Genomic DNA, 14,392 nt, shown 5'->3' on the forward strand with positions numbered 1-14,392 from the left:
CCGAGGGGCGCCGGTCCCGCAGCACCGGAACCGGCGCCTTCGCACCCCTGTAACTCCTGAAAGAAAGGCCGGCATCCCGATGTCGCCAGTCCGTGGCTACGAGGCCGACCCCTGTCACACCGTCACCGGAGCGGTCGGATCCGGATACCAGGAGGCTGCCGCCCGCCTCGCCCCAGGGCAGGTCCTCGCCGTCGACGGGCCGCTGGCGGTCGACTGGGAGATCGTCGCCTCCGGCGTCTGCGACGCCCTGGCCGCCCGCGAACTCGCGGCCAAGCAGATCGACATGCGCGAGCACGTCGCCGCCTGGGAGGACATCCTCGCCCTCACCGCCTCCGCCGTGCTGGCGGACGACCCCGACTTCGCCCCCCTGTCGCAGGCAGGGATGGCGGACTTCTTCGCGCAACTGCCCGACCCCGAGGCCACTCCCGGTGCCGTCACCGTTGTCCTCGGCCCGGGCGCGTCCCTCGTCGCCCACGACGCCCTGTGGTACGCGGACCTGCCCAAGCGGTACGCCGAAGCGGAGATCACCGCGGGGACGGGCCGCAACCTGGGGCAGCCCGCAGGCACCGGGACCGGGACGACACGCCGCCTGTTCTACATCGACTGGCCGGTGCTCGACCGCCACCGTGACACCCTCGTCGGCGACCTCGACCTGTGGCTCGACACCCAGCACCCGCACGCCCCGACCTGGCTGGAAGGGCCCGCGCTGCGCGAGGCGCTGGCCACGCTGGCCGCGCAGCCGTTCCGGACCCGCCCCACCTTCAACACCACCTCCTGGGGCGGCCACTGGGCCCAGCAGGAGCTGGGGTTCAACCCCGAGGCGCCCAACACCGCGCTGGGCTACGAACTCATCGCCCCGGAGAGCGGCATCCTCGTCGGCAGCCCGGACGGTGGTCCGCGCGTCGAGCTGCCCCTGCAGGTGCTGGTGGCCGTCCACCCCGAGGAGGTCCTGGGCGAGGGTGTGCACGCGACTTTCGGCACCTCCTTCCCGATCCGTTTCGACTACCTCGACACGGTCGGCGGCGGCAACCTCTCCGTGCACTGCCACCCCCAGTCCGACTACATGCAGCGGGTGTTCGGCTGGCCGTACACCCAGCACGAGACCTACTACATGATGGTCGGCGGCCCCGACCGCCAGGTGTTCCTGGGCCTGCAGCAGGACGCCGACCTCGACGCCTTCCGCCGCGAGGCCGACCGGGCCGTGCACGACGGCGTCGGCTTCGACATCGAGCGCTACGTCCAGACCTTCCCCGCCGACCAGCACCAGCTCTTCCTCATCCCCGGCGGCACCCCGCACGGCAGCGGCGAGGGCAACGTCGTCCTGGAGATCAGCGCGACGCCCTACCTCTACAGCCTCCGCTTCTACGACTGGCTGCGCACCGACCGCGAAGGCAGGCAGCGCCCGGTCCACGTCGGCCACGCCTTCCAGAACCTGGACCCCGCCCGGTCGGGAGAGGCGGTCGCCCGCGACCTCGTCCAGCAGCCGCAGAGGCTGCGCACGGAGGACGGTTGGCGCGAGGACGTCATCGGCCGGCTCCCGGAGATGTTCTTCGAGGTCCGGCGCCTCGAACTGGCCGTGCAGGCCACCGCGGACGATGCGACGGACGGGCGGTTCCACATCCTCAACGTCGTCGAGGGCGACGGGATCCTGCTCGAGACAGAGAGCGGACACCGGTACGAACTGACCTACGCCGAGACACTGACCATCCCTGCCTCGGTGGGCGCCTACCGGGTCCATGCCCTCGGAGCCCGGCCGGTCCGCTACGTCAAGGCCCTCGTCCGGTGACGGCCGGCGCAGCGAGCGCGGTGTCGGTCATGGACGTCGGCGGCACCCATGTGACCGCCGCGCGTGTGGACGTCGCAGCGGGCGGCCCCAGCCTCGGGCCCTCCTTCCGTGAACCACTCGACGCCGCAGGGAGCGCCGACGACATCGTCTCGGCCCTGGTCCGGTGCGCCGGGCGGCTGCCCGGGCCGGCCGGGAACCACTGGGCCGTCGCCCTGCCCGGTCCGTTCGACTACGAGCACGGCATCGGACGCTACGAGGGCGTGGGCAAGTTCGACGCCCTGCGCGGCTTCGACCTGTGCGCCGCTCTCACCGCCCGCCTGCCCGGGCGCCCCACCGTGGGCTTCTGCAACGACGCGGACGCCTTCGTCGTCGGCGAATGGCAGGCAGGCGCCGCACGAGGACACCGTACGGTCGCCGGGATCACCCTCGGCACCGGCGTCGGCTCCTGTTTCCTGCGCGACGGCACCATCGTGCGGCACGGCGACGGGATCCCGCCCGAGGGCTGCGTCCACCTGCTGCAGCACGACGGACGGCCGCTGGAGGAAACGGTCTCCCGGCGAGCCCTGCGGCGGGCCTACGCACAGGCTGCGGGGCAGTCCGGTGGGCCCGATGTCCGCGAGATCGCGGAACGGGCCCGCCAGGGCGACGGCATCGCGGGCCGCGTCCTCACCCAGGCGTTCCACGCCCTGGGACGGGCACTCGGTCCGCTGCTGGCCGCATTCGGGCCGGAGGTGCTGGTGATCGGGGGCTCGATCGCTGCCTCCTGGGACGTGGTCGCCCCGCCGCTGCGCGACGGCATCGCCGATGCCGGCCCCGGTGCCGCCCGGGTCATCGTCGCACCCGCACAACTCCCGGCCCAGGCACCCCTGCTAGGCGCTGCACAACTCGCCGGGCCCCGGGTCCGGGTCCCGTAGTCCCGGCCACCCGGGCCCTCGCCCCGGCCCCGCCCCGGAGAGGCCGCGTCACACAAGAGCCAGGTCGCCTCGACGAACTGGGGTCGAATCATCAATGACCGAGGTCCGGCTGCATCCTGACTGGGCTCACAGCTCTGATGGCCTTGCCCTCTGCTAAATGATGTCGAGGCAATCGAGGAACGGCGTCGCCACCGATGCGTCCCCCGTGATGCGGCAGTGGTCGCGCCAGGGTTTGCGGGTGGTGGCCCACGCGATGAAGTCGAATGCCGTGCTGTGGACCCGGGTGGTTGCGTCCGCACCTGCTGTCACGGTCAGCTGTCCGTCCGGCCCGGTCGCGGGACGGACGGTGACGGTGGTGGCGCCCGGCCCGGTCAGGTCGAGGACGAGCGGCCGGGTGAGGCTGGCGGTGAGTTCGGGCCCCTGCATCTGGGGGAGTCCGGCGAGCATGAAGTCGACGGCGGGGGCGACCTCGGCGTCGGTCGGTTCCGGCATGGCGAACGGGAGCGGGCCGTCGGGGGCGAGCATGTCGTTGCGCAGATGGCAGAAGACGTTGAACGCCATGGTGTTCGCCAGGAGGTGGCGCGGATAGGTTCCGAGCCCGGGCACCTCGACGGGCTCGTCGGCTGCGGGCGGTTCCTGGCCCGCTTCCAGCAGGTCCAGCTGGCGGGGGGTGCTGCGCCGCCACTCGTCGAGTACTTGGGTATGGCTCCAGGGACGGCGCTGGTCGACCCGAAGGTCGTGGTAGCGCTCGCGGTTCTTCGGCAGCGAGGGGTCGGGCGGCGGCGGGTCCACCGCCTCGGAGGCGAGGGCCGCGAGGTGGGCCACCACGTCGATGACGCGCCAGCCGGCGCACGCGGAGGGCAGCTCCCACTGTTCGTCGTCCACCTCGGGGATGATCTCGGCTAGTTGCGCCGTGCTCGAACGGGCGGCGGCGATGCCTGCACAGGTCATCGTTCCTCCCTCGCCTCTCTCGAAGGGACGGTGCGGTCAGGATGCGGCCTGGCGGGACGTGCGGTAGGTCGCGGCGACGTCCGCGCGGCCGAGTCCGCCGTCGGCCGCGAGGTGGAGGCGTTCGTCCACGACTTCCGCGATGCCCAGGTGCAGGCCGGCGGCGCGGGCGGTGTCGGTGATCAGGTCGGCGTCCTTGGCCGCGGCTTCGAGCGGGAAGGAGGGGGTGTCGAGGTCGTCGTCGAGCATCCTCGGGCCCTTGCTCTGGACGTACGGGCTGTTGAGGCCGCTGCCGTCGATGACGTCGATGACCAGGTGGGGGTCCACCCCGAGGGCGTCGGCCAGGGTGAGGGACTCCGCGATGCCCTCGACGGTGGTCAGGACCCAGGCGTTGTAGGCGAGTTTGAGGCTGCTCGGCTGGCCGACCTCGTCGAGCCACACGGTGCGGGAGCCCACCGCCTCCAGGACCGGTCGCACCTCTTCCCGCGCCTCCTGCTGGGGGGAGGCAGCCAGGACGGTGAGGGTGCCGGCCGCGGCCGGTTCCTTGGTGCCGAGGAGGGGTGCTTCGACGTATGCGACGTCCAGGCGGGTCGCCTGTTCCGCGAGACGGCGACCGCCGTCCGGGGAGACCGTGCACGTCTGCACCCACACCGGGTGGTCGTCCAGGCCGTCGCGGGCCTGGTCCATCACATCGGCGACCACCTTCTCGTTCGCGAGCGCGGTCAGGACGACGTCCGCGCCGCGGCAGGCCTCGGCCGGCGTACCGCACACCTCAGCGCCGACCTCGGCGAGCGGTTCGGCGACGGCGCGGTTGCGGTTCCACGCGCGCAGGCCCAGTCCGGCCGCCGCGATGTTCCGCGCCATGGCCTCGCCCATGGTGCCTGTGCCGAGCACCGCGACCACGGGCCTTTCCTGCCCGGACGACGGCGTCCGGTTCCTTCCGCTCATCGTCGCGCCTCCCTGCGCTCGGCAGGCCGCGCGCCGCGACGGCCGGCGCGCATGCCCGTGGTGTCGACTGCTGCCCGGTTGACGGACGTTCAGGCGTCCTGGCCGATCCAGACGGTCTTGGCATTCATGAACTCCCGCATGCCGAGGTCGGACAGCTCGCGTCCGTAGCCGCTGCGTTTGACGCCGCCGAAGGGGATCTCGGGGTAGCTGGTCGTGTTGCCGTTGACGAAGGCCATCCCCGACTGCACGTCGCGGACGAACAGTTCACGTTCGGCCTCGTCCTCGCTCCACAGGTTCGACCCGAGGCCGTAGGGGTGCCCGTTGGCCTCCCGCAGGGCCTCCTCCAGGGAGGGGACCGTCCACACCTGCGCCACGGGGCCGAAGACCTCCTCGTGGTACATGTTCATCTCCGGTGTGATGCCGGTCAGCACGGTGGGCGGGTAGAACCAGCCGGGCCCGTCCGGGCGTTGGCCGCCCAGCAGCACCGTCGCACCTTTGCCGACGGCGTCGTCGACGTAGGATTCCACATCCCGTCGGCCGGACTCGGTGGCCAGCGGACCTACGTCGGTGCCCTCGTCCATCGGGTCGCCCACCACCAGCGCACCCATCTTCGCCACGAACATCTCGATGAACGCGTCGCCGATGTCCTGGTGGACGAAGAACCGCTTGCCGTTGATGCAGGACTGCCCGTTGTTCAGGCACCGCGCCTTGACCGCGACATCGGTGGCCCGGTCCAGGTTCGTGGAGGGCATGACGATGAACGGGTCGGAGCCGCCGAGTTCCAGGACCACCTTCTTGATCTCGTCGCCGGCGATGGTCGCCACCGACCGTCCCGCCGGCTCACTGCCCGTCAGCGTGGCGGCCGCCACCCGCGGGTCGCGCAGCACCTGCTCCACCCTCCGCGCGGAGATCAGCAGAGTCTGGAACACGTCGTCCGGGAAGCCCGCGTCACGGAAGAGCTCTTCCAGGTACAGGGCGCACTGCGGCACGTTCGACGCGTGCTTGAGCAGGCCCACGTTCCCCGCCATCAGGGCCGGCGCGGCGAACCGCATGGCCTGCCACAACGGCAGGTTCCACGGCATCACCGCGAGCACCACACCGATCGGCTGGTACGTCACGAACGTCTGCTTCGCGTGCACGCGCCCGCTGTCACCGTCCAGGTCCCGCAGGAACGCGGGGCCCTCGGCTGCGTAGAAACGCAGCCCGTGCACGCACTTGACCACTTCCTCCTCAGCCGCACGGAAGGTCTTGCCCATCTCCGTGGTGATCATCCGGCTGACGCTCTCGATCTCCTTCTCCAGCCGTTCGGCCGCATGCTGCAGCCATCCCGCCCGCTCCTCGATGCTCGTCAACCGGTACGAGGCGGCCGCGGCCGCCGCCCGCGCGAGCTTGTCCTCCAGTTCCTCGGGAGTCAGTTCGTCGAACCTCCTGAGGACCTCACCTGTCACAGGACTCGTCGTTGCGATAGCCATGATTCGACGGTATGACCGAGTGATAAAATCCGCAATTCACCCATTTGTACCATTGCCTGACCTGCGACGCGGCGCCCCAACCATCGGGAGCCGTACCCTCCAGGTCGGCCAGAACCTCGCGGTCCCACAGCGACGGCCCGCCCAACGGCCACCACGCCCGCCGCCCATCACCCAGCGCGACACCTGGTGCACAGCAGGGCAGAGACCCGACGATGGTGATCCCCGGGATACGGCAGAGCGCGGACCGTCACGACTTCGCGCCGAAGGGTCCCGCCCGGGTTCGCGTCACCGACGCGCACGCCGGCTCGGGGTTGTTCTGGCGACATTCATCGAGCACGGATCGTGGCCGCCGGCAGCGGGCCGCCCCACGGTCGACGTGACGGGGGAGACGCTGACGAGCGCGGCGGGTCTTCCTGCCCCCGTCGGCGAGCCCATGGTGCACTTCTCGGAAGGACTCAGGTAGCTGGGGCTGAACGTCTCCCGCCCCCACCTTTCTCCGGGACCTTCGAGCGGGAGCGAGCGGATGGGCAGGATTCTCGGCGGAGCCGCGCGGCGTCCGCTGCTGCGCTTCGACGGCTGGATCGCGGGCCTGGGCACCTCTTCGGGGACGCGCATTGTGCTGGGGCACTGGCAGCAGTCGCCGTTCGGGCCGTTCAGCGATGTGATGCTGGAGCGGGCGGACGGGGAACGGCTGCTGCTGGCCCCCACACACGAGACGGCCGACTTCATCAGAGGGACCTACGCCTTCGACGCCGTACGCGTTGTCCCCGTCGAGGTGCGCGTCACGGACGACCCTGGGCCGTCACGGCGGGGCCGCTCGCCCTGCGCTTCACCGCAGGGCGACGAGGGCCGCTGGGGTTCCTGCTGCGCGCCGTCCCGGGCGTGCTCGCCCGCCGTCCGGCCTTTGCCGCGCTGACCGACTGGCCTGCCCGTCTGGTGCTGGCCGGCGTGCGCACCCGTGGCAGCGCCGGCGGGGACCGGCGCGAGTGGTACGGCGCCCGGGATCTGCGGCCGATCCACACGGCTTCGGCGGTCCTCGAGGGCACCGCCCTCGGTGGGATCGCGCCCGTGGATCCGCCCGTCCGTTTCGGGTTCGGTTCGGTACCCAGGAAACCTGCCGTCACCAGGATCAGCACGACGGTGGCGCTGGGCCCGATGTGAGGAGGCCCTGCCGGTTGCCCGTCAGGCCCTACGAACGTGATGGCACCGGAAAGGCTGCCTCCCGGTCCAGGGCGTACTGCTGCCGCGCCCGTAGTGCCGCGGGCCACCTGGTGCCACGAGTGCACCCCGTCGTTCGTGATCGGGCTGCGCGACCTCGGTCGCCCATGGGCAGCAGACGCAGGCGGGCGAATGCGTTGGCCGGGGCGAGATGACCCAGGCGAAGCAGTACGACGGATCGTCACGCCGCTGATGTCCCGGAGAGGTGAAGGCGCCGTGGCAAGCCCGAGCACGGGCCCCGGGATCTGCACGGTCGACCGTCCCTGGCAGCGGCTCACGCGAACTCCAGGAGCTCCCGGCCCGCGCAATGGCTTGAGGGATCGGCCGCACTCGACTGACTTTCGATCAGAGCCGCTCCGGCGCGGCGGCACTATCCGGCACAGACAACGTCGAGGAGTGAGCCGCTGAGTGAGGACCGGCGTGCCAGCATGTGCGGATGGATCTCGATATCAATGCGGTGTGTGAGGAGTTCGGCCTCGGCCTGGCGGTGACGCGAGGACTCCGGGTGGCCGGCTACTACCACAACGAGGTGTGGCGGATAGACACCATCACCGGTGCGTATGCCGTGAAGCGGCTGCCGCTGTCGGCCGCGCCCGCTGTGGAGATCGAGGTCTCCGCCTGGCGGGCGGGCATCCCGATGCCCGAACCGGTCCCGTCTCCAGCGACGGGAGCCTATGTGATCCCCGCCGGGGACGGCTCGGTGCGGGTGCACCGCTGGCTCGACGGGAAGGCGCCCGCCCTGGACGATCTCAGTCCCGAACTGTCCTCCAGGATGGGCGAGTTGATTGCCGCCGTGCACGCGGCCGGCCGTGACGTCGCTCCCCGGGAACCACCGCAGGCGGACCTTTCCCGCGATCCGGCCATCGATCCGGTGACCGGACCGGCCGACCTGGAGACCGCGACCGCGCGACCGGCCGGCGTGGGAACTCTGACCATGTCCCACGGTGACCTGCACCCGAAGAACGCCCTGCTGCGGTTCGACGGAAGCCTGGCGATCCTCGACTGGGACACGGCCGGCCCGTACGTCGCCGAGCAGGAGGCGGCGGGTATGGCCCTCGACTGGGCGGCACGGCTCGACGGGAGCGTCGACTTCGACCGGTTCGACGCCGCCGTGGACGGCTACCGCAAGGCCGGCGGCGACATCCCGGCGGAGCCCTGGGTCTTCGGCGGTTGGGTACGCGGCTATCTGGCCTTTCTCAATGGAGCCGGGCGAAACGAGCCCACCGGCACGCTCGCCCGGCTCCGCTGGGCCGAGGCCAACCTCGACGCGCTGACCCGGCGCCTCTAGTGCTGCCCCCGCCAACGTTTGCCCTCCCCCAGCCTGGCGGCCGGGAGGTGCCCCCACGCCGCGGCGTCTGGTGCGTGCGATCGCAAGGCGGCCGGAAGCCCTTGTACTGGGTCGTACCTGGGCTTTCGGCCAACGCAGCGAGCGTGCGTGCCAGGCGTCGCGGCAGGGCAAAGGTTGGCGGGGGCGGCACTAGGGACATCCAGGCCCGGTCTACGCGGCGATTCGACGCTGGATGGCCTCCACCCCGACCAGGTCGTCGGGCAGCGCATCCGGCATCTCGGTGTCGAGGCGGGCCAGCCGCCTCATCCGCAGGGCGCCGGCCACCACCAGGAGCATGCCCAGCGCGCACACCAGGTAGAGGAAGGCGATCCCGCGTCCGGGCCCCACCCCGATCACGGCGCCGACGGTCGAGGCCAGCGCCCCTCCCGGGGCCAGCATCGGGTCGAACAGGGTGCTGCCGAGCGGGGCGACCAGGCCGATGCCGATGGGCAGCGTCGACCAGGCGACCAGCGTGTTCAGCGCGAAGACCCGCCCGTGGAATCGCGCGGGCACCTTGATCTGCACGATCGTGACGTAGATGCCGTTCATCAGCGTGAGGAAGTAGGTCAGCGCGAACGCCCCCACGCCGACCACGACCAGCGAGGGGGCGAGGCCGGTGACGACACCGCCTGCCGCGATGCCCACGGCGAAGGCCAGCACGCCACGGAACCGCCCGCGCCGTGGGCCGCCCCACAGCGACATGGTCAGTCCGCCGAGCATGACGCCGAGCCCCGACACCAGCGAGATCACGCTGACATCCGAAAGCGTGGCGAAGGAGAGCACCAGCGGCGAGACCAGCAGGAGCAGCGGGGACAGGAACACATTGAGTACGGCGAAGAACACCAGCGTCGAGCGCAGCCCCCGGTCGTGCCATGTGTAGGTGAAGCCCTCGGCGATCTCCGTGCTCAGCGGCTCGCGCGGCCGCCAGGGAAGCGTGTCGGGGAAGCGGACCAGCAGCACCGTGACGATGGCGAACGCATAACTCGCCACATCGATCCCCACGATGCCGCCGAGCCCGATCCAGGCCAGGAATCCGGCCGCGACCAGGGGGACGACGAGCTGTGCGACACCGTTGGTCATCTGGGTGACGCCGATGGCGTGACCGAGATAGTGCTTGGGAACCAGCTGCGGCACCGCCGACTGGTAGGCGAGCCGTTGGAAGCTCGTCGACACCGACAGGCTGACGATCAGCAGGTAGATCTGCCACATCTGTATGTCGCCGAAGAGGAGCAGCCCGGCGAGCACGGCCTGGATCCCGGCCGAGGCGCAGTCGGCGAGCAGCATCACCCGGCGCCGGTCCCCCCGGTCCACGATCGCCCCGGCCAGCGGGGAGATCAGCAGGCCGGCCAGGTTGAGCACGGCCAGCGTGGAGAACTGCCAGATCGAGCCGGAGTCCCGCAGGACGGTCAGCGGCAGCGCCCACCCGGTGAGCGCCGAGCCGATCAACGAGATCTGCTGCCCGGCCGAGATGGTGAGGAAGCGGCCCATGCTGGGCCGTACTCCCGGCGGAGCGGACCCGCGCGAGACCGCGTGCACCCACCACGAGGGGTTGCCCGAGCGGTCGGAGACCTTCATATCGGTGTGGGTGCGCAGGGCGGCAGCCAGTTCCTCGGCGCGGTAGCGCAGGAAGTAGTGGCCGCCCTCGTCCAGGACGACGAGCGCCGTGACGTCGGTGAGGAAACCCCACTCGCGGTAGCGCTCCGCGTAGAAGTCGGTGGCCGGGTCGCGCTCGCCGACCACGGAGATGACCGGAGCACGCAGCTGCGGCCGGTCGGGCGCGTCGAAGAGACCGGTGAAGTACTTCTCCGCGGCCTTGGAGTCGTGGCGCATCGTACGGATGATGCGGTCGGCCACGCCGGGATCGAGCTCCTCGAGGTCCACCCCGCGTGCCTTGAGCCGGTTGATGTCGGTCTGGCTGCTCCGGAGCCGGTCGAACTCCCCGATTCTGGACACGGCCCGCATGAGCCCGCGCGGCCGGGCGAACGGGAAGATCGCCCCGATGTAGACGGCGTCCACCGTGCGTCCCGCCGCCTCGACCCTGGTGGCCAGCTCGACCGCGAGCGCGGCACCGACCCCGCAGTGGCCGTAGATCACCAGGGGACCCTCGATGGCGAGGATCTCCTCGGTGGCGCCGGCGGCCAGTTCGGCGAACTCCATCGGCTCTTCGTCCAGGCCCACGTCGTGGCCGGGGATCGCGAGCGCGTACAACGCCTGGTCGGCGGGCAGGGCGTCGGCCAGCGGCTGGTAGACCACGGCGCTGCCCGACCCGTAGGGCACGCACACATAGGTGACGCTCGCCGTACGTGCCGGGGTGAGCCGCTGGAGCAGCGGGCGCGGGGCGTCCTCGCCGGCACTGGCGTACGCCGCCAGTTCGCGCACGGTCCGGTAGGTGAAGATGTCCACCAGCCCCACCTGCGCGGACCCTGCGGGGAGCGCCCGGCGGAGTTTCGCGACGACCTGGACGGCGAGCAGCGAGTGGCCGCCGAGATCGAAGAAGTCGTCGTCGGCCCCGATCCGTTCGGCGGTCAGCACCTCGGCCCAGACGGCCGCGATGGCCCGCTCGGTCTCGGTCCCCGGCTCGGCGTACGGCACATCGGCCTGGACCTGAGGGACGGGTAGGGCGGCTCGGTCGAGCTTGCCGTTCGGGGTGAGCGGCAGGGCGCCGAGCGGGACGAACATCGACGGCAGCATGTACTCCGGCAGCGTGCCCCTGATCGCCGCGCGCACCTGTGCCGCCTCGGGCACGGCGTCGCCCGTGAGGTAGGCGACCAGCCGTGGGTCGCCGGGCACGTCCTCGCGTACGATCACCGCGGCGTCACGCACCCCGGCCTTCTCGCGGAGCACGGCCTCGATCTCGCCGAGTTCGATGCGCAGGCCGCGCAGCTTGACCTGGCCGTCGAGGCGGCCCAGGAACTCGATCGTGCCGTCCGGCAGCCAACGGGCCGCGTCACCGGTGCGGTAGCGGCCTCCGGCGAACCGTTCGGCGGTCAGCTCCGGGCGGGCGTGGTAGCCGAGTGCGACACCGACGCCGCCGATGTACAGCTCGCCGGGCACCCCCACGGGTACGGGCTCGCCGTGGCGGTCGAGCACATGCAGCGTGATGTTCTGGATGGGTGAGCCGATCGGCACCCGCGCCCGGCCCGCCAGCGCGGCCGGCGTGCACTGCCAGGCGGCGACGTCGATGGCCGCCTCGGTGGGGCCGTACAGGTTGTGCAGCTCGGCCGGGAGCGTGCGCAGACAGCGCTCGGCCAGGTCGACGGGCAGTTCCTCCCCGCTGCACACGATGACGCGCGGCGAGGTGCAGGTTTCCACGCTCTCCTCCGCGAGGAACGCGCCGAGCATGGACGGCACGAAGTGCAGGACGGTCACCCGCTCGGCGTTGACCAGGTCACGCAGGTAGGCGGGGTCGCGGTGGCCCCCGGGCTCGGCCAGCACCAGCCGCGCGCCGGTGAGCAGCGGCCAGAAGAACTCCCACACCGAGACGTCGAATCCGGCGGGTGTCTTCTGCAGCACCACATCGGCTTCGGTCAGCCGGAACCGTTTCTGCATCCAGTCGAGCCGGTTGACGATGCCCCGGTGGCTGTTGGGTACGCCCTTGGGCCGGCCCGTGGAGCCGGAGGTGTAGATCATGTACGCGGCCGTGCCGGGGCCGCCGCTTGCCTCGGGCGCGGTCGCCGGCAGCCCGTCCCAGACGGCGTCCAGGTCGAGCGGCAGGATGATGGCGCTGCCGGTGGCCAGCCGCTCGGCCAGGTCCTGCTGGGTCAGTACGACGGGCGCGCCCGAGTCCGACAGCATGAACGCCAGCCGGTCGGCGGGGTAGCCGGGGTCGAGCGGCACATACGCCGCGCCGGTCTTGAGCACGCCGAGCAGTGCGGCGACCAGGTCGAGGGAGCGTTCGGCGCAGACCGCGACCAGGCTGCCCGGCTGCACGCCGAGGCCCACCAGGCGGTGCGCGATCCGATTGGCCCGCTCGTCGAGCTGCCGATACGTCCACGACCGTCCGGCGAAGGTCACCGCGACGGCCTCGGGGGTGCGGGCGACCTGCTCCTCGATCAGGCCGTGCAGGGTGACCGTGTCCGGGTAGTCCGCACCGGTCGCGTTCCAACCGGCGATCAGCGCGTCGTCACCCGCCAGCGGCAGCAGGCCGACCGGGATGTGCGGGCCATGGACGATCGCGCGCAGCAGGTCCTCGAACTGCCCGGCCATCCGGGCGATCGTGCTCCCGTCGAACAGGTCGGACCGATAGGTGAACGCGCAGTTGAGGCCGCCCTCGTAGGTGGGCGCGGCGTACAGCTCCACGTCGTACCTGGCCGACGTGGGGGTCAGCGCGATTGCCTCGGTCCCGTCGCCGGGTGCGGCCTCGTGCAGGGAGCAGATGGTGTCGATCAGGGGCGGTCTGCTGGTGTCCCGCGGCAGGCCGAGGGCGTCGACGAGCTGGGCGAAGGGCAGTTGCTCGTGTTCGAGCGCAGAGACGACCGTGTCCCTGGTACGGGCGAGCAGCTCGGCGAAGGTGGGCTGGCCGTCCAGCCGGGACCGTATCGCCAGCACGTTGACGAACATGCCCACGACGTCCTCGAACTCCGGTCTGCTGCGCCCGGCCACCGGCACGCCGACGGCCAGGTCGTCCTGGCCGGTCAGCCGGGAGAGCAGGAGCTGGTACGCGGCCAGCAGGGTCATGAACGTGGTCGCGTTGTGATCCCGGCTCAGCGAGGCGATGCCGTCCACCAGATCCGGCGGGAGGGAGCGCATGTGGGTGGCGCCGTCGAGTGTCTGGAGCGCCGGACGGGGCCGGTCCGTGAGGAGTTCGAGGCGCGGCAGCCCGGCCAGTTCCCCGCGCCAGTAGCCCAGCTCGCGGTCGGGGGACCGCTCCCGCTGCCACAGGGCGACGTCGCCGAAGCGTATGGCGGGCGCGGGCGGTTCCTCGCCGCGGCAGAGGGCGAGCAGGTCGCGCATGAGCAGGTTCAACGACTGCCCATCGGCCACGATGTGGTGCACCAGCAGGGCGACGATGTGCTCGTCCTCGCTCTTGCTGACGACGACGCACTTGAGCAGCGGGCCCCGGGCGAGGTCCAGCGGGATGGCGTTCTCGGCGCCGATGAGCGTGATCGCCTCCTCGTCGGTGACCGCCGTGGTGCGGCTCAGCGGCACCTCCGTCATGTCCACCACGTGAACGGCGGGTCTGCCCTCCTCGGTCGCCGGGAACCGCTGGCGCAGGCCCTCGTGCCGGACCGGCAGCGCGGCGAGCGCGCGGGCCAGCCGGTCCTCGTCCAGCTGCTCACGCAGCCGTACGGCGAGGGTCAGCGTGTAGGTGGTGGTGCCCGGAGTGAACTGCTCCATGAACCACAGCGGCTCCTGGGCCGGGGACATCGGGGGGTCGACGCCCTCCGGGCGCCGGGGGATGGGATCGTGTCCTGAGCGCGCCCGCAACCTGCGTCGAAGCAGTTCCCGCTTGGCGTCTGACAGGTCAGCCACGGGCATGTGACGCGGTCCCTTCGATGGCGTGCACGCGGACGAGCCACAGAGTAGTGAAATGATCGTAAATTTTTGGCCTTTCCTCTTCACATGGACCCTGTGTGATGCTCCGGGTGTGATCCGTGACTGTGCAGCCACGGTCGCAGCACCGTGTTCGGCGCAGAGCGCAGCCGGAGATCAGCGATCAAAGCCGCGACCGGCAGGGATGGTTGATCGGCGCGCCCACGGGCTGCCGAAGTCGCCGGCTGATCGAACAACCCACTGCACCGCGGGCGCAGGGTTCAGCCGCGACTGACGTAACGTCAGT

General features: G+C 71.2%; 7 protein-coding genes and 1 pseudogene. 4 read left to right on the forward strand and 4 right to left on the reverse strand.

Annotated features, from left to right (window positions below):
• Positions 1 to 79: 79 nt before the first annotated feature.
• Entirely contained in the window at positions 80 to 1,786 is a 1,707-nt protein-coding gene (locus AB0761_RS34755; protein ID WP_377273239.1) for a class I mannose-6-phosphate isomerase, read from the forward strand.
• A complete protein-coding gene (locus AB0761_RS34760) occupies positions 1,783 to 2,700 on the forward strand; it encodes an ROK family protein (protein ID WP_377273240.1) in 918 nt (305 codons plus the stop codon). Before AB0761_RS34755 ends, AB0761_RS34760 begins: the two co-directional genes overlap by 4 nt.
• 153 nt (positions 2,701 to 2,853) lie before the next feature.
• Here AB0761_RS34760 and AB0761_RS34765 read toward each other — a convergent pair whose 3' ends face one another.
• The 3 genes from AB0761_RS34765 to AB0761_RS34775 all read right to left on the reverse strand — a co-directional run bounded on the left by AB0761_RS34765 (position 2,854) and on the right by AB0761_RS34775 (position 6,068).
• Positions 2,854 to 3,651 carry a maleylpyruvate isomerase family mycothiol-dependent enzyme gene (locus tag AB0761_RS34765; protein ID WP_377273241.1) on the reverse strand — a complete coding sequence of 266 codons (798 nt, stop codon included), beginning with the start codon at positions 3,649 to 3,651 and terminating at the stop codon, positions 2,854 to 2,856.
• Positions 3,652 to 3,687: 36 nt separating this feature from the next.
• The gene (locus AB0761_RS34770) at positions 3,688 to 4,596 is read right to left on the reverse strand and encodes an NAD(P)-dependent oxidoreductase (protein ID WP_377273242.1); all 909 of its coding nucleotides are present in this window, start codon (positions 4,594 to 4,596) and stop codon (positions 3,688 to 3,690) included.
• 89 nt (positions 4,597 to 4,685) lie between these two features.
• A complete protein-coding gene (locus tag AB0761_RS34775) occupies positions 4,686 to 6,068 on the reverse strand; it encodes an NADP-dependent succinic semialdehyde dehydrogenase (RefSeq protein WP_377273243.1) in 1,383 nt (460 codons plus the stop codon).
• A gap of 523 nt (positions 6,069 to 6,591) precedes the next feature.
• Between AB0761_RS34775 and AB0761_RS34780 the strand changes: the two are divergent.
• A pseudogene (locus AB0761_RS34780) lies at positions 6,592 to 7,229 on the forward strand (hypothetical protein).
• Between the two features lie 493 nt (positions 7,230 to 7,722).
• Positions 7,723 to 8,574, forward strand: coding sequence for a phosphotransferase enzyme family protein (locus tag AB0761_RS34785; RefSeq protein ID WP_377273244.1), 852 nt, complete (start codon positions 7,723 to 7,725; stop codon positions 8,572 to 8,574).
• A 210-nt stretch (positions 8,575 to 8,784) separates the two neighbouring features.
• On the opposite strand, the gene AB0761_RS34790 is transcribed toward AB0761_RS34785, so the two are convergent.
• Complete coding sequence (locus AB0761_RS34790; RefSeq protein WP_377273246.1) at positions 8,785 to 14,091, reverse strand: amino acid adenylation domain-containing protein; 5,307 nt, start codon at positions 14,089 to 14,091, stop codon at positions 8,785 to 8,787.
• Positions 14,092 to 14,392: the final 301 nt, after the last annotated feature.

Source organism: Peterkaempfera podocarpi (assembly GCF_042466665.1).
Classification (GTDB): Bacteria; Actinomycetota; Actinomycetes; order Streptomycetales; family Streptomycetaceae; genus Peterkaempfera; species Peterkaempfera podocarpi.